We start from the raw sequence: 14,517 nt of genomic DNA on the forward strand, positions 1-14,517 counted from the left end.
CCTGAACCAAAGTAGCCGCAACGAAAGGAACGGGAATGACCGTCGTTGAAGCCGTAGCCGCCGAGCCGGAAAGCGCAATCCGCATCCTGCACACCGATCTGCCTGTTAACGCCACTTTCCATGTATGGCTGAAGGCGAAAAAACCGGCGGAACCCGGCGCCGTCTCCTTTTCCAATGCGAATGGAAAATTCGCTGAGGTTTCAAGCCTCAACACGGAAGAGTTCGGATTTAGAATCTATCAGGTCTTCGGCGGCGGCCATGTGGAACTGAGCTACGATACTGTCACGACCGCCGTTTCCGTCATCTACTGGTTCACCGCCGCCGACGTGCTGGAAACCGGCATAACCGTCGTCCATACCAAGCCGGACAATGCCGCACCGGAACTGCCTGACAGCTACCACTTCCGCCCGCCCTTCGGCTGGATGAACGATCCGAACGGCTTTGGCCGGTTCGAAGGACGGCCGCATCTGTTCTACCAGCATTATTCACACGGGCTGCGCTGGAACACCATGCATTGGGGCCACGCGGTTTCCTCCGATTACCTGCGCTGGAGACATCTGCCGATCTTCCTCTTCCCTTCCGAGGACCTGACGACGCGGCCGGACAAGCGCGGCGGCGCTTATTCCGGCTCGACAATTCCTTTGGTCGAAGGTTCGGGCATCCGCGTGTTCTTCACCGAGCAGGTGCAGGATCGCATTCCTGAACAGCAGATCCAGCTCACCGCCACTTCTTCCGATCTCATCATGGCCGGACAGGCCGAAGTCATTCTCGGCCATCGCCCGGACGGACAGGGGCTGACGCCGGACTTCCGCGATCCTTACGTCTTTCGCGGCCCGGATGGACTTTGGAAAATGCTGCTCGGAAGTCAGAGCGACGGTGGCGGCGTCATCCTGCTTTACGAGACGCTGGACCCGACGGCGGCGTCAGGCTGGACCTATGTGGGCAAGCTTTGGGTGGAAACGCGCTACAAGACCACTGCCATTGAATGCCCCTGCCTTCTGCCGCTCGACGGCCCGGCCAATGCCCGATCCACGCGCTGGGTTCTGGTCTATGGGCTGATGCATTCCGAAGACCCTGAAACCGGCCGCAAGAACCTGACCATGGCTGATGTCGGCTGGTTCGACGGCAAGGTCTTCACCAAGGAATTCGGGCAGGAGCTGGATTTCGGCACCGACAATTACGCCTTCCAGGCGTTTCTGGATGGCGACAGCATCATCGGCATCGGCTGGCTCGCCAATTGGGCGGATGCCAATCCGGAGATCGATTTCCCGACATCCATGACGCTGCCGCGCCGGATCCACTATTCGAACGGCGAGCTACTGACCCCGCCCATCGGTGCGGCGGAAAGCCTGCGAAGCCATATTGTCGATCGCACGCGGCTGGCGGCCGGGGAGCGCGTCACTTTCATCAACGGTGCGGTGGAGATGCTGATCGAGCTTGCTTCGCCCGGCACACCGTTCGAGTTGGTGCTCGATCATCCCGTGGTCACACTGGGCCTCATCGCCGATGAAACGGGCCTGTGGATCCGCCATGATGACGGGCGCGATGGCCCCTCGCCGCACTATATCGCCAGAGGAGCAAGGGCCTCGCACATCCGCGTCTTTCTGGACTACGGATCCATCGAAGTGTTCGCCAACCGGGGCCGGTATGTGGGGACAAAACGCATAGAGGGTTTCGAGCCCGTGCGTTCAGCGCTCCTCAAGGCAGCGCCGGGGGCTGTAGTGCACGCCACCAGCTGGGCGCTGCGTCCGTGAGGAACCTTTTGGCGGATCTGCTGTTGATAAGCAGCAACCGCTCAAAGGAGAAACGGCATGACAAAAATCAGCGATTCCCGCGATCCCATCCTGTTTCCGACAGAAGCCAACGAAAACAAGACCGAGAAAAAACGCGCGGGCAAGGGTGTCGTCATCATTATTGGCGCAGTCGCGATCATGGCTTTCGTGGTGTATCTGGCGGCGATCACCATCGCCACCACGCAGTCTTAACCGCACACACGCCGCAGAGGCGTCAGCGCTGTCCGCTTCGCAACCCGCGGGTTGTCAGGATCGCCAGAAGCGAGACGATGACACCCAGCCCATAGAGATAGAGCATCGGCATCGTCACATCCGCACGATCGATCTGCAGAACTAGATCGCTCGCGGCAGCGACGGTGCCGCTTGCACCCGCACCGGCGGCGGCACCCAGCGTCGCGACCGTAGGCAGCAGCGCGCCCGTCATCTTGCGTTCCTCTTCCGGCGCGGCTTCCATGGCTGCCTGGCTGATGCCTGCCCAGGACATGCCGAAAGCTGAACCGATCAATATCTGCCCGATCAGCATTTCCGGCCAGTTCCCCGTCGCCAGCCCAAGCCCGAGCAGCGCACAGCCCGGCACCATCTGGTAGGGTCCGTAATGCAGGCAAACCTGCCGCAGGCGGCCCGAACGCAGGCTGCCAATAAGCATTGCCACGAAGCTCCAGGCAAGCGGCATCGTCACGACGATAAAACCGGCGAAGGTCGGCTCATGGTGCCAGAGATTGATGGCGACATAAGCGAGATAGACGCTGCCGAGTGCATGGGCATAGGACATCAGGAACAGCACCCAGAAACCGCTGCCAAGTACCGTTTTCAACCGGAAGGAATCCCTGGGGAACAGGCCGGTGGAAGGCCGGATGCCCGCCTTCAGCGACGCCCACAACAGTGCCGCACCAACCAGCAGCGACATGATGCGCAGACCGGCATCCTCAAAGGCGGAGGGTGCGGAGAAAGCCAATGCGCCAACAAGGCAAAGGAGCAGCGGCACCATCGGCTTGCGCGAGGTCGCGACCGACCGTTCTGCCGAGACCGCAATCGCCGTATAGGCCAGCAGCAGCACGATCAGCGGCGCAGACAAGAGGAATGTGGCGCGCCAGGAGATGTGCTCCGTGGCAAAACCGCCGGTGAGCGGCCCAACGAAGGACGCTACCGCCCAGATGGCCGCCTCAATGGCAAAGACCTTCGGCAGTAGAGCCGAGCGAAAGCCGGCAGGTATGAGGCTGTAACACACGGCCACGATCAGGCCATCGGCAAGTCCCTGCAATGCCCGGCCGATGACGACCCATAAAAAGCTGTCGGCGAGCGCCGACATGACGGAGCCGAAGGAAAAGATAAGGCAGCACAGGAATAGAACGCTGCGTGCGCCAAAACGCTCGCGAAACAGAACGGCGGTGACACCGCCTGCCACGGAACCGACGAAATAGAGGCTGTAGGCCCAGCTATAGAAGGCCGCGCCGCCAATCTCGCGCACCGCGACCGGCAGGGCCGTGACTACTGCAAACTGGTTGAAGGCATGCAGGCCGATACCGGAGGAAATGACGGTCAGAAGCGAGAGGTTCGCCCCACCAAGCAATTCCGACCAGCTATTTTTCTCCGTCATTTCCATACTCGTCAAAGCCGTATCCTTTCCATTCTTGCGATACGGCGGGCAAACTAGAACCTCAAGCACCATTGAGGTCAAGGCGCCTTTTCACCTATTCCGCTCGAGCGAACTTGCAGGCATCAGGAACCCTCTGCCCCCCCGGTCGTTTGCGCAATGACCAGACAGAAAGGATACCACCATGGACCGCAAGAAAATCACACCTCTCAACGAAGACGCCATGGACGAGGAACTGCTCGATCTCGATATCGACGCCCTTCCGGCAAAGGGAGAAATTCCGCAGTCCATCGAACATGAAATCGAGGAAGAAGAGGCCGAGAGCGAGGACGACCCCTATCAGGAAAGCGACGAGGCCCTTCCCGATGACGCGGAAGAGCGCGTGATCGACCGCAATCCCTCGCGCGAAGGCGGTGCGTTCGACGAGGTTTAGGGACTGGCGGCGGGGCGGGATGCGGCCGTCAGTGGGCCTTCGCAGGCTTGTGGGCGGCCTTTTCGACGCCTGCCGCTAGATCATCGAGGATCGGGCAATCCGGCCGGTGGTCGCCGCCGCAGCAATGGGCAAGGTGGGACAGCGTCTTCACCATGCCCTTCATCTCGGCAATCTTCTGTTCGAGATCGGCGATATGGCCGAGCGCAATGTCCTTCACCGCCGAACTCTCGCGGCTCTTGTCCTGCCAGAGTTTCAGGAGCGTTTCCGTCTCCTCCAGCGAGAAGCCAAGCGTGCGCGCCCGCTTGATAAAGCGAAGATTATGCACGTCCTGCTCGCCATAGACCCGGTAGTTGTTGCCGGTGCGGGCGGCGGGGGTGATGAGGCCGATCTGTTCGTAATAACGGATCATCTTGGCGGAAACGCCGGATGCATCCGAAGCCTGTCCGATATTCATAATGCCACTTCCCTCGGGGCGACTTTCGCCCGTTATGGCTACTATGTAAGGATTCCCATCATGGGAAGGTCAAGGGATAAGGACATTTTTTATCGCACACACAATCGTGAGTGCCTGGCAGGGCTCTGAATTCGATGGTTACGCCGCCACACGTCTGGCGAGATAAATCGTCGCCCCACCGCAATCGGGATCGTTGACGATGTGGTCGAGAAGTCGAAACCCGTGCGTGGCAAGCAGGCTTTCATATTCTTCGCGAGCGAGGCTGGCATGGTAAAGCGGCTTTCCCTGAAGGGTCCCCGTCGCTTCCCCGTGTCCCGGCCCGGCCGTGAACATCAGTGCGGCGCCGTCATTGGCGTGCTGCCGGAAAATACCGAACATGCGGCGCTGATCGTCGGCCTTCAGATGGAAAAAACTATGCCAGGCAATCAACCCGTCGAAGCGGCAACTCAACACGAGTTCACGCATATCGGCGACCACCCAGCGCTTTTCCGGAAATCTGGTGCGGCAAATTTCTATCAGGGGATATGACGTATCGATGCCGGTCACGTCATATCCGTTGCCGATGAAGTAGCCGGCGATCGGCTCGCCTGAACCGCAGCCGATATCGAGGATGGATCCGCCCTGCGGCAAAAGCGACGTGAACCGATCCAGCCAGGGTTTTTCGGCGAGGGAGCGACCGCGCAGCCTGTCGAAATCGGCCCCATGGTCGGTGTAGAGCTTGATCACATCGTTGGAGGCATCCGCCATGTCCGCTTTTCCTTGGGGCTGGCCGGCTGTGTAATCATCTGTGCACCGCCAGCCGGGCAATATCGCGCAGGAAGGCGTCGCGCACTGCGGGGCCGAGCGGTTCATTCGACGGCTTGTCGGCAACGCGAAGCCTTGCGAAGACGATGTGCTGGCCTTCGCGCTCCGCCCAGCCAACGAACCAGCCGAAGGGGCGGCTGCGGTCGGGGTTGCCTTTTTCGTCGCGCATGAAGCCCGTGCCCGTCTTGCCGTGCACGCTCCAGCTCTCCGGCGCATCGAACACCGGCACGATCGCCCGCGTCTTTGCCTGCGCGTCGCGCGAAACCGGCAGATTTCCGGCCAGAAGGCGGCGGATGAAGCCCACCTGCTCGACCGGGGAAACGGTCAGGGAAGCGCCGAGCCAGGAATGGGTGAGACCGTTATTCTTGCCGGGCTCACCGGAGACATCGGCATTACCGTAACCCAGACGTTTGACATAGGCGGCGAATTTTTCCGGGCCGAGGCGGCGGGTGAGTTCGCGCGAATACCACAGCACCGAATCCTGCTCCCATATGGTCGGATCAACCGTCTTGCGGTCCTGCGCGCGGGCCTCCGTGCCGGGTTTCCAGTCCCATGCGGGGGTCTTGTCATCCAGCAGGATGCCGGCGTCATAACCGATCAGCGCCAACGGCACCTTGAAGGTGGAGGCCGGCGCCACGCGCTGATCGCAGGCGCCCTGCTGGTTGATGACAGCGCCGGTCTCGATGGAGGTGACCAGCGTGCATTCAAAAGCCTGCGATTGCTGGGCGGAGGCGGAAAGCGGCAGAATACCCTGAAGGGCAATGCACGAAAGAACGATGGCGGGCAGCCGATAGCGCATGCGTTTTGATGTCCCTCGTCCGCATTCTGCGGATCATATGCCGGAATGGATGAACGGCGGCCCTTGTTTCAGGCATGCCGTGCTTCCGAAACATGCCTTAAGAAAACGATGGGGCAGGAATAGGACCAACACGAAAATTGGCGACTTCCGTCAGCTATTCTCTTTTTCGCCCGCCGTCTCACCCACTGTGAGCGGCCAGTCCACCACATAATCCTCGAAATCGTCAACCTCCACATCCAGCTCGTTGACGGTGCGGCCGCGCGCGGAAATGCCGGCCTGATGCACCGTGTTCACGTCGCCGGAGACGAGATAGTGCCACCAGTACAGATCCTTGCCATCGCGCACCAGCGCGTAGGCACAGGTGGGCGGCAGCCAGCCGATTTCGTGCACCTTTTTCAAATCCAGCTGGATACAGTCCGGCACGGTTGCGCGGCGGTTCTCATAGTCGGAGCACCGACAGCTTTCACCGTCAAGCAGCTGACAGCGGACCGACGTGAACACCACTTCGCCGGTGTCCCAATCTTCCAGCTTGTTCAGACAGCACAGGCCGCAGCCGTCGCACAGGCTTTCCCATTCCTGGCCACTCATCTCTTCCAGTGATTTGGTTTTCCAGAACGGCGCGTCATTCATCGTTAACATTTCCGTTCCATTTTGATCTCTTGGAGGGCAAGGTTTAACCGATCCCTAATCCTTAATATCGTATCGCCAAGGGCTGGTTTGTACGATATTTTAGCATTTTGGCGAGTGGCAAAGGGTCATTGACCCGCGAGAGGCCGCCGCGTCAAGCAATTCCAGCAGAACCATGTCATGGTTTTGCGTCCGGAATTGGATGAAGCGCAGAAACATCGACAATCCGCGTTGCGTTGAACAGGAAAACATCGCCAGGTGCAGGAAGAAAAAGACGATAAAAACGGTCGCAAAAAGCGGCACATCCTGCTGAGAATCGATAGCTTTATCGACTCCGGCCTGTGGACGGCTGCGGCAAGGCTGGTGGATTTCTGGGAAGACGTCACCATTGCCTCGCGCAAACTGCATGTGCGCGGCTGGAAGAAGCTTCTCGTCAACCTGACATGCGACGCGCTGACTTTCGGAACGGCCGGCTGTGTCGTTCTTCTGGCGCTTGCCATGCCCGCCTTCGAGGAGACCAAGAAGGACTGGCGTTATCGCGGTGATTTTGCCGTGACCTTCCTTGACCGTTACGGCAACACCATCGGCCATCGCGGCATCATCCATGAGGATTCCGTCCCGATCGACCAGATGCCGGATCATTTCATCAAGGCGGTTCTGGCCACCGAAGACAGGCGCTTCTTCGACCATTTCGGCATCGATTTCATTGGCCTTGCACGCGCCATGAGCGAGAATGCCCGCGCCGGCGGCGTGGTGCAGGGCGGCTCGACGCTGACGCAGCAGCTTGCCAAGAACCTGTTCCTTACCAATGAGCGCTCGCTGGAGCGCAAGATCAAGGAAGCCTTTCTCGCGCTGTGGCTCGAGGCCAACATGTCGAAGAAGGAAATCCTCAGCCTTTATCTCGACCGCGCCTATATGGGCGGCGGCACGTTCGGGGCGGCAGCGGCGGCGCAATTTTACTTCGGCAAGAACCTGACCGATGTCACGCTTGCCGAATCCGCCATCCTCGCCGGCCTGTTCAAGGCGCCGGCCAAATACGCACCGCATGTCAACCTGCCCGCCGCACGTGCGCGCGCCAACACCGTGCTTTCCAACCTGGTGCAGAGCGGGCTGATGACCGAGGGTCAGGTGATCGGCGCGCGGCGCAATCCGGCCACCGTCATTGACCGCGCCGATGTGAAGGCCCCGGATTATTTCCTCGACTGGGCGTTTGACGAGGTACAGCGGCTGGCGGCGCAGGGCAGGTTCAAGGACCATACCGTCGTCGTGCGCACCACCATCGATACCGGGCTGCAACAGGCAGCCGAGCAGGCGATGGAAATGGAGCTGCGCGAGTATGGCGAGGGCTACCGCGTCAAGCAGGGCGCGATGGTGATGATCGAAAACGGCGGCGCGTTGCGCGCCATGGTCGGCGGGCGTGACTACGGCGAAAGCCAGTTCAACCGCGCGACGGCGGCGCTGCGCCAGCCGGGATCCTCCTTCAAGGTCTATACCTACTCGGCCGCCATGGAAAAGGGCATGAAGCCGGAGACGCTGATTTCCGACGCGCCCGTGACCTGGCGCGGCTGGTCTCCGCAGAATTATGGCCGCTCCTACGCCGGCAAGGTGACGTTGCAGGTGGCGCTTGCCAAATCCTACAACACCGTGCCGGTGCGTCTCGCCAAAGACGTCCTCGGCACGCAGGTGATCGTCGACACCGCAAAGGCGATGGGCGTCGCCACGCCACTGCGCAGCGACAAGACCATTCCGCTCGGCACATCGGAACTGACGGTTCTCGACCAGGCGACGGCCTATGCCGTGTTCCCGGCCGATGGCATGCAATCGCGCCGCCACGGCATCGAGCAGGTGCTGGATTACGAGGGCAAGGTTCTCTACGATTTCGGCCGTGACGAGGAACCCGCCAAGCGGGTGCTTTCCGAAGAGGCCAATTCGAAGATGAACCAGATGCTTGTCACCATTCCCGTGATGGGAACGGCCCGGCGCGGCGCGCTTGAAAACGGCATCGTTTCCGGCGGCAAGACCGGCACATCGCAGGCTTACCGCGACGCCTGGTATGTGGGCTTCACCGGCAATTACACCACGGCGGTCTGGTTCGGAAACGACGATTTCACGCCGATGAACAACATGACCGGCGGCGCGCTTCCCGCCATGACCTTCAAGCGGCTTATGGACTACGCCCATCAAGGCATGGAGCTGCGCCCCATTCCCGGCATCCAGAACCCGCTGCCGACAGGCGCGCGCCCGCAGCCTTCGGCCCAGGTCGCTGCCGCATCCGCCACCGCTGCACCCGCCATGCCGGCACTCACCCGCCCACGCTCGCTCTCAGCCGAAGCAACCCGCGTCATCCGTTCCATCGCCAAGAAGATGAAGGAAGCCGCGCCTTTGACCGTCACGACGCAAAAGGTTGCGGATGCGTCGTTGCGGGATGGCCCGGGGGATGCGGCCCGGCGGTGACGGCTTGGCAACCTTGGCTCATAATGCTGAAGGCGTTTTTCCCTCCAAATTGCTGCCTGAACTAGGCTTTAGAAAAATCCACATTTGGTGCTTGACCTCAATCATGGTTGAGGTTGCACAGTCCGGTTGCAAGAAAGCGAATGCCCGAAAGGCGCAGCGCTAAGGCAATTGAGGACAGGAAATGGTGAAAGTAAAAGCATTGTTCGAGACGCATTTGACGGTTTCGAACCTGGAACGCTCGGTTGAGTTTTATCGTAATGTTGTCGGTCTGGAGCTGGCACAACGATTCCCTGAACGGAATGTGGCGTTCTTCTGGACCGGCGAACGTGGGCATTCGATGCTTGGCCTATGGTCCATCCATTCCGCACCCATCAATATGAGACTGCACATCGCCTTCAGCGTCGATTTTGATCAGCTTCTCGCCGCACCGGACTATCTACGCCGGAACGGTGTAACGCCGCTCGGTTTTGACGGCGAAAAGGAGATCGACGAGCCCGTCGTCTTTCCATGGATGCCGGCAGCCAGCGTCTATTTCAAGGATCCCGATGGCCACTCGCTGGAATATATCGCGTTTCTTGGCGGCGAAGCAAAACCGCAGATTCCGCGCGTGTTGAACTGGAGCGAATGGCAGACTATTTGATCTGCCTCAGGAAAGAAGCGCCGCCAGTGCTGTTTCCACCACATGGGCGGTGAGCGTGCCGAGGCGTTCAGCGGCGAGCCGATTGACCTGCCAGTAAAGCGGGATATCGAGCGGCGTGCCGGGAACGATTTCCACAAGCCGCCCCGCCTCAAGGTGCTCTCCCACCAGCTGCACCGGGTTGAGGCCCCAGCCCATGCCGGCAAGACTTGCCTTCACGAAACCGTCGGTCGAGGGCAGCCAGTGGGTGGGATAGGATATATCCTCACCCAGCGCTTTTTTGATCCAGCTGGCCTGCAGCCTGTCCTTCTGGTTAAAGGTGAGCCCCGGCGCGCGGGCAAGCGTGGCGGGCGTGACGCCATCGGAGAAATAGCCCGCCATGAAAGCCGGGCTGGCGGTTGCGTGATATCTGAGCACACCGAGAGCCAAGACCCGGCAGCCCTGCACAGGCTTGGCATGGGCGGTGACGGCGGCGAGCACCCTGCCGCCGCGCAGCCATTCCACCGTATGGTCCTGATCGTCCACCGCAATGTTGACGAGATAGTCGCTGCCACCGGTGAATTTCGAAACCGCGTCGAGAAACCATGTGCCGAGACTATCGGCATTGGTGGCAATGTTGAGTGTGACACGCTCTGCCGCCGCGCCCGCTTCCGAAAGAACCGGAAGCTGCCGGAACAGTTCGGTTTCCAGCATGCCGACATGGTCCATGTGCCGGCAGAGCCATTCGCCCTTTTCCGTCGCCACGCAAGGATTACCGCGCACGATCAGCACCACGCCGAGGCGCTCCTCCAGCTGCTTGATACGCTGGGAAACGGCCGAGGGCGTGACACACAGCACCTGTGCCGCCTTCTCAAAGCTGCCAGTCTGGGCCACGAGCGCCACGGCGCGCATGGAAGGATAGTCCAGCATCAAAGGCCTCCTTGTAAAGATTGATATGGGCGTGGTTGGCGGGAAGCGTCCGGGCAGTAGCAGTAGCACTCTCCTCTTCCCTCATTCCTGTCCTTGTCACAGGAAAAAGGGTCAGGCGAGGTGCCCGCACATGAAATCGCCCTGTCGCATCGTTTTTGCCCGTCATTAGTTTTACTTACTTGAACTGAGTTTGTTTAATTTGATTAAACCATGGGAGGGAAATATCAAAGCACTCGGTCTGGAAGCGGTGGCATCATCCATCTGCACAGGCAGAGAAAAAAGGCAGCAGCCAGCATGGACATTCAGATCTTCTTCACCGGCCTGACGATGGGTCTCAGCCTCATCGTTGCCATCGGCGCGCAGAATGCTTTCGTTCTAAAGCAGGGGCTGGCGCGCTCCCATGTCTTTGCCGTCTGTGCCACCTGCGCGATTTCCGATGCGCTGCTGATCACCGTCGGCGTCTTCGGTTTTCAGCGGATAAGCGCCGTCATGCCGGCGCTCGATCCCATCATGCGGTACGCCGGTGCGGCGTTTCTCATCTGGTATGGCGCGAAAAGCCTACATTCGGCCCTGCGTTCGTCGGAGGTGCTTTCGGTGGCGGAAAGGCGGGAGGCGAGCCTGTGGCAGACGCTTGCCATTTGCCTGGCGCTGACCTTTCTCAACCCGCATGTCTATCTCGATACCGTCGTGTTGCTCGGCACCATCTCCACGCAATTTCCCGGCTTTGAAAAAACCTTCGCGGCGGGTGCCGCCACCGGCTCCCTGCTGTTCTTCTTTTCGCTGGGTTACGGCGCGCGCTGGCTGCGCCCGATCTTCGAAAAGCCGTCCGCCTGGCGCATCCTCGAAGGGGTTATCGCCTTCACCATGTGGGCCATCGCCTTCAAGCTGGTCATGGGCGCTTAAAACGGAGGGGTATCTCCCTCTCCAAGGTCCCAGTAAAGCCCGGCCATGATGGCAAGCGCCTCGCGGGCAATCTCTTTCGGCAGATGTTCGTTCGGCGCATGCTGCGAGCAGCCGGGATAAGAATGCGGCACCCAGATGGTGCGCAGTTTCAGTATATCGGCAAAGATATCGTTGGGCAGCGAGCCACCCAGATTGGGAAGAAGTGCCGGTTTCTTGCCCGTCGTGCGGGCCATGGAACTCAGCGTGAAGCCGACCCATGGGTCCTGCGGATCAAGCCGCGTGGCGCGGAAAATCTCGTCGCCGGCGGGTACGATCCGAACCATGCTGAACCCCTGCCGGTCGAGATGGCGGCGGATGGCGGGCAGCACCGCTTCCGGATCGATGCCGACAACGAAGCGCAATTGCAGCCGCGCCCATGCCCGTGGCGGAATGGCATTGACCGGCGCGCGCGGATTGCCGGTCTCGAAGGCCAGCACCTCCAGCGCACACCAGCCGAACACACGCTCGGCGGTGGAAAGGCCGGGCTCGCCCCAGTCAGGATCGATTTTCGGACCATCCGGGCCGCCATCGATCTCGCAATCGGCAAGCGCGTCACGCACCGCCTGCGGCAGTTCTTCGGGCACCAGTTCGGGCACGCGGATCTGCCCGGATGGGCCAACGAGGCTTGCCATGGCATGGGCCAGCTGGACGCCGGGATTGGACAGCGCCCCGCCCCAATTGCCGGAATGATGGCCGCCTTCCCGCGCCTCGATCACCAGATCGAAGGTAATGCCGCCGCGCGCACCGAGAAAAACGGTCGGCCGCTCCGCATTCAGGCGCGGGCCGTCGGAGGCTATCAGAAGATCGGCTTTCAGCCGCTCGCTATAGTCCCGGCAAACTTCCCTCAAGCCGGGAGAACCCCTCTCCTCGCCCATCTCGATCAGATATTTGGCGTTGAACCCAAGTCTTCCACGCGTCTCCAGCACCGCTTTCAGCGCCGCCATGTTGACCGAATGCTGCCCCTTGTTGTCGGCGGTGCCGCGCCCGTACCACCTGCCATTGCGCTCGGACATCACGAAAGGCGAAAGGCCTTCTGCCCAGCCGTCATCAAGACCACGCACCACATCGCCGTGGCCATAACCCAGCACGGTCGGCAGATCTTCATCCTCGAAACGTTCGGCGATCAGAAACGGCAAATCCGCCGCCGGGTCGCGCAGGATCGTGCAGGAAAACCCCATGGCGGTGAAAGCGGGCTGCATTTCGCGCTCCAGATATAGCGCCAGCTCGGCACCGCGCGCCTTATCCTGGCTTTCGGTGCGCAGCGAAACGCGCCGCGCCAAGTCTTGCTCGAACCTGCCATCGTCGAAAAAGCGGGTGGCGTGGTCGATGGCGGCTTGTCGCGACATGGTGGAATCCCTCTTCTGGTCATTTCCATCAAGACTAAACAAGGCGTACCATTTTCCAAACAGGGAATCAGTGATAGTCCTCGACCTGTTCAAAAACGGGAAAACAGCGTGTTTCGAGTTCCATTCCTTGTCGGCATCGCCTTATTGATCGCCTTTGGCGGCGGCATTGCCGCGACGCTGGCAGCACTTGAGGCGACATCCGGCTTCGGCTCGATCCGCATCGGCTCATGGGATGCCTTTCCGGAAGCGCAGACGATCGAGGCCGATCCCTACGCCAAGTCGCACCGCGCAGATGCCGGCAAGCTGCTTTATGGAACGGCCGAGGGGCTGGCCTTCACCGCCTCCGTCGACAGCGACGGCCAGCGCCTGACCGGCGAATGCCGTTACCAGCTGGCGGGCGCCGTGCCGCCCTCACGGTTCTGGACGCTCTATACCGCAGACCAGCAGGGCAATGTTCTGGCGGAAGATGCCGGACGACCCTTTGCGCTCAATTCGCGCACGCTGTTGCGCAGCGCCGATGGCGGCATCGACATCACCATTGCACCCGATGCCCAGACCTATAACTGGCTGGCTGTGCCGCAGGGGCAGACATTCAAGCTGGTCATGACGCTGCTCGACACGCCGGTTGCCGGCAGTTCCGGCCTTATCGACATCGCCATGCCGCAAATCCGCAAGCTGGGGTGTGGCAATGCTTAGGACCCTGCTCGCCATCCTCACCGGCCTTGTCGCCGCCGCCGTGCTGCATGTCGTCATTCTTCTGGCGATACCGCATTTCAGCAATCGCGACGCCTATACCCGCGCCTTGGCGGAAGGTAAGCCGCATCAGTTTCATCTTCTCGAAGAAACGACGGAGAAAAAGACACTGGGAAGCGGCGATCCCTTCATGCGGGTTGCCGTCTGCACCTTCAATATCGAGGAAAAGCCCGTCAGGCTGACGGCCATCGGCGCGGTGCCCTTCTGGTCGGTCGCGGTTTACGACAAGGCGTCGAACGAGGTGTTCAGCATGAACGACCGCACGTCCGCAGGCGGAGTGATGGATATTCTGGTGGCGGATTCGGTGCAGATCGCGGCCATTCGCAAGGCGCAGCCGCCATCGCTCTCACAGGCCATTCTGGCGGAATCGGATCAGACGGAAGGGTATGTGGTGTTGCGGACCATGGTGCCGCAGCCGAGCTTCGGGGAAGAAGCGGAACGGTTCCTGAACGAGGCGAAATGCCAGCCGACACCCTGGAAATAGCGCCGGTCAACCAAGCATAATCAGGATTTGAAGGCGGTTTCCGGTGCGGGCTTGCGCTTGCGCGCATCCTTGCCAGCCGGTTCCGTATCGCGTTTTTCATAACGCACGCCGGTAAACAGCACGACCTTTGCCGGGCCCATAACCTTGCCGGACATTCCGGCCGGGCGCAGGCTTCGTCGGGCTTCGGCGATTGGAATAATAACTGCCATGCTCGTCTCCTCTTCGGGAGTCAATGTTGCCCATGGGAACCGCGCAAGCCTCGTCTTGCGTCGGGAATTTCATCACCATCACATTGCGCATAATCCAGCCCACAGACTGGTTTTCGCACGACCCAAAAATCGATGGCGATTTTGCAAGGTGTCGTGCGCATATCAAGGCTTCGGCATGCCATTTTCGAAATTATTCTATCAATCAGAATAACATGGAATCCTAATACTGCCCATGAAATTAGAAACAGACAGAGGTTAATGATCCGTTAACCCTAATCG

General features: G+C 60.4%; 16 protein-coding genes. 8 read left to right on the plus strand and 8 right to left on the minus strand.

The features are described 5' to 3' along the window. The first annotated feature begins 35 nt into the window (after nucleotides 1-35). Nucleotides 36-1,754, plus strand: coding sequence for a glycoside hydrolase family 32 protein (locus ACQZ5Y_RS01470; protein WP_038490330.1), 1,719 nt, complete (start codon nucleotides 36-38; stop codon nucleotides 1,752-1,754). 57 nt (nucleotides 1,755-1,811) lie between these two features. After that, nucleotides 1,812-1,985, plus strand: coding sequence for a hypothetical protein (locus ACQZ5Y_RS01475; RefSeq protein WP_003512077.1), 174 nt, complete (start codon nucleotides 1,812-1,814; stop codon nucleotides 1,983-1,985). Nucleotides 1,986-2,007: 22 nt separating this feature from the next. Here the strand turns inward: ACQZ5Y_RS01475 and ACQZ5Y_RS01480 are convergent, their stop codons facing one another. Continuing rightward, entirely contained in the window at nucleotides 2,008-3,396 is a 1,389-nt protein-coding gene (locus tag ACQZ5Y_RS01480; protein WP_174049364.1) for an MFS transporter, read from the minus strand. Nucleotides 3,397-3,571: 175 nt separating this feature from the next. Between ACQZ5Y_RS01480 and ACQZ5Y_RS01485 the strand changes: the two genes are divergently transcribed. Further along, a complete protein-coding gene (locus ACQZ5Y_RS01485; protein WP_003512073.1) occupies nucleotides 3,572-3,820 on the plus strand; it encodes a hypothetical protein in 249 nt (82 codons plus the stop codon). A 28-nt stretch (nucleotides 3,821-3,848) separates the two neighbouring features. Here the strand turns inward: ACQZ5Y_RS01485 and cueR are convergent, their stop codons facing one another. The 4 genes from cueR to ACQZ5Y_RS01505 form a co-directional block, all read right to left on the minus strand. Further along, on the minus strand, nucleotides 3,849-4,274 hold the full coding sequence (gene cueR, locus ACQZ5Y_RS01490) for a Cu(I)-responsive transcriptional regulator (RefSeq protein WP_003512071.1): 426 nt from the start codon (nucleotides 4,272-4,274) through the stop codon (nucleotides 3,849-3,851). A gap of 138 nt (nucleotides 4,275-4,412) precedes the next feature. Further along, on the minus strand, nucleotides 4,413-5,021 hold the full coding sequence (locus tag ACQZ5Y_RS01495; protein WP_115063899.1) for a class I SAM-dependent DNA methyltransferase: 609 nt from the start codon (nucleotides 5,019-5,021) through the stop codon (nucleotides 4,413-4,415). A 34-nt stretch (nucleotides 5,022-5,055) separates the two neighbouring features. Further along, complete coding sequence (blaOXA, locus tag ACQZ5Y_RS01500) at nucleotides 5,056-5,877, minus strand: class D beta-lactamase (protein WP_111798936.1); 822 nt, start codon at nucleotides 5,875-5,877, stop codon at nucleotides 5,056-5,058. A gap of 150 nt (nucleotides 5,878-6,027) precedes the next feature. Beyond that, the gene (locus ACQZ5Y_RS01505) at nucleotides 6,028-6,507 is read right to left on the minus strand and encodes a YcgN family cysteine cluster protein (protein WP_019564095.1); all 480 of its coding nucleotides are present in this window, start codon (nucleotides 6,505-6,507) and stop codon (nucleotides 6,028-6,030) included. Between the two features lie 255 nt (nucleotides 6,508-6,762). On the opposite strand from ACQZ5Y_RS01505, the gene ACQZ5Y_RS01510 reads away from it, so the two are divergent. Beyond that, complete coding sequence (locus ACQZ5Y_RS01510) at nucleotides 6,763-8,958, plus strand: transglycosylase domain-containing protein (protein ID WP_013635720.1); 2,196 nt, start codon at nucleotides 6,763-6,765, stop codon at nucleotides 8,956-8,958. A gap of 181 nt (nucleotides 8,959-9,139) precedes the next feature. Further along, a complete protein-coding gene (locus ACQZ5Y_RS01515; protein ID WP_097101941.1) occupies nucleotides 9,140-9,598 on the plus strand; it encodes a VOC family protein in 459 nt (152 codons plus the stop codon). A gap of 6 nt (nucleotides 9,599-9,604) precedes the next feature. Here the strand turns inward: ACQZ5Y_RS01515 and ACQZ5Y_RS01520 are convergent, their stop codons facing one another. Further along, nucleotides 9,605-10,504, minus strand: coding sequence for a LysR family transcriptional regulator ArgP (locus tag ACQZ5Y_RS01520; RefSeq protein ID WP_174049272.1), 900 nt, complete (start codon nucleotides 10,502-10,504; stop codon nucleotides 9,605-9,607). 294 nt (nucleotides 10,505-10,798) lie between these two features. Here ACQZ5Y_RS01520 and ACQZ5Y_RS01525 point away from each other — a divergent pair, with 294 nt between their 5' ends. Continuing rightward, the gene (locus ACQZ5Y_RS01525) at nucleotides 10,799-11,407 is read left to right on the plus strand and encodes a LysE/ArgO family amino acid transporter (RefSeq protein ID WP_003512058.1); all 609 of its coding nucleotides are present in this window, start codon (nucleotides 10,799-10,801) and stop codon (nucleotides 11,405-11,407) included. On the opposite strand, the gene ACQZ5Y_RS01530 is transcribed toward ACQZ5Y_RS01525, so the two are convergent. Beyond that, nucleotides 11,404-12,792, minus strand: coding sequence for a M20 family metallopeptidase (locus tag ACQZ5Y_RS01530; protein ID WP_174049270.1), 1,389 nt, complete (start codon nucleotides 12,790-12,792; stop codon nucleotides 11,404-11,406). The genes ACQZ5Y_RS01525 and ACQZ5Y_RS01530 overlap by 4 nt on opposite strands. Before the next feature lie 108 nt (nucleotides 12,793-12,900). On the opposite strand from ACQZ5Y_RS01530, the gene ACQZ5Y_RS01535 reads away from it, so the two are divergent. Next, nucleotides 12,901-13,488 (plus strand): DUF1214 domain-containing protein, encoded by a 588-nt coding sequence (locus tag ACQZ5Y_RS01535; RefSeq protein ID WP_003512054.1) that lies wholly within the window; start codon nucleotides 12,901-12,903, stop codon nucleotides 13,486-13,488. Then, nucleotides 13,481-14,029 (plus strand): DUF1254 domain-containing protein, encoded by a 549-nt coding sequence (locus ACQZ5Y_RS01540; protein WP_013635715.1) that lies wholly within the window; start codon nucleotides 13,481-13,483, stop codon nucleotides 14,027-14,029. The genes ACQZ5Y_RS01535 and ACQZ5Y_RS01540 overlap by 8 nt, the downstream gene beginning before the upstream one ends. 20 nt (nucleotides 14,030-14,049) lie before the next feature. Here ACQZ5Y_RS01540 and ACQZ5Y_RS01545 read toward each other — a convergent pair whose 3' ends face one another. Then, nucleotides 14,050-14,238 (minus strand): hypothetical protein, encoded by a 189-nt coding sequence (locus ACQZ5Y_RS01545; protein ID WP_013635714.1) that lies wholly within the window; start codon nucleotides 14,236-14,238, stop codon nucleotides 14,050-14,052. Between the last annotated feature and the right edge of the window lie 279 nt (nucleotides 14,239-14,517).

The organism is Agrobacterium sp. A3-95 (genome assembly GCF_053521785.1).

What these genes read in the sequence shown, in the direction of transcription:
- ACQZ5Y_RS01485 (WP_003512073.1), top strand. Translation starts at nt 3,572, where the DNA reads ATGGACCGCAAGAAAATCACACCTCTCAACGAAGACGCCATGGACGAG.
- cueR (WP_003512071.1), bottom strand. Translation starts at nt 4,274, where the DNA reads ATGAATATCGGACAGGCTTCGGATGCATCCGGCGTTTCCGCCAAGATG.
- ACQZ5Y_RS01545 (WP_013635714.1), bottom strand. Translation starts at nt 14,238, where the DNA reads ATGGCAGTTATTATTCCAATCGCCGAAGCCCGACGAAGCCTGCGCCCG.
- ACQZ5Y_RS01525 (WP_003512058.1), top strand. Translation starts at nt 10,799, where the DNA reads ATGGACATTCAGATCTTCTTCACCGGCCTGACGATGGGTCTCAGCCTC.
- ACQZ5Y_RS01495 (WP_115063899.1), bottom strand. Translation starts at nt 5,021, where the DNA reads ATGGCGGATGCCTCCAACGATGTGATCAAGCTCTACACCGACCATGGG.
- ACQZ5Y_RS01530 (WP_174049270.1), bottom strand. Translation starts at nt 12,792, where the DNA reads ATGTCGCGACAAGCCGCCATCGACCACGCCACCCGCTTTTTCGACGAT.
- ACQZ5Y_RS01505 (WP_019564095.1), bottom strand. Translation starts at nt 6,507, where the DNA reads ATGAATGACGCGCCGTTCTGGAAAACCAAATCACTGGAAGAGATGAGT.
- ACQZ5Y_RS01480 (WP_174049364.1), bottom strand. Translation starts at nt 3,396, where the DNA reads ATGGAAATGACGGAGAAAAATAGCTGGTCGGAATTGCTTGGTGGGGCG.
- ACQZ5Y_RS01520 (WP_174049272.1), bottom strand. Translation starts at nt 10,504, where the DNA reads ATGCTGGACTATCCTTCCATGCGCGCCGTGGCGCTCGTGGCCCAGACT.
- ACQZ5Y_RS01540 (WP_013635715.1), top strand. Translation starts at nt 13,481, where the DNA reads ATGCTTAGGACCCTGCTCGCCATCCTCACCGGCCTTGTCGCCGCCGCC.
- blaOXA (WP_111798936.1), bottom strand. Translation starts at nt 5,877, where the DNA reads ATGCGCTATCGGCTGCCCGCCATCGTTCTTTCGTGCATTGCCCTTCAG.
- ACQZ5Y_RS01470 (WP_038490330.1), top strand. Translation starts at nt 36, where the DNA reads ATGACCGTCGTTGAAGCCGTAGCCGCCGAGCCGGAAAGCGCAATCCGC.
- ACQZ5Y_RS01515 (WP_097101941.1), top strand. Translation starts at nt 9,140, where the DNA reads ATGGTGAAAGTAAAAGCATTGTTCGAGACGCATTTGACGGTTTCGAAC.
- ACQZ5Y_RS01475 (WP_003512077.1), top strand. Translation starts at nt 1,812, where the DNA reads ATGACAAAAATCAGCGATTCCCGCGATCCCATCCTGTTTCCGACAGAA.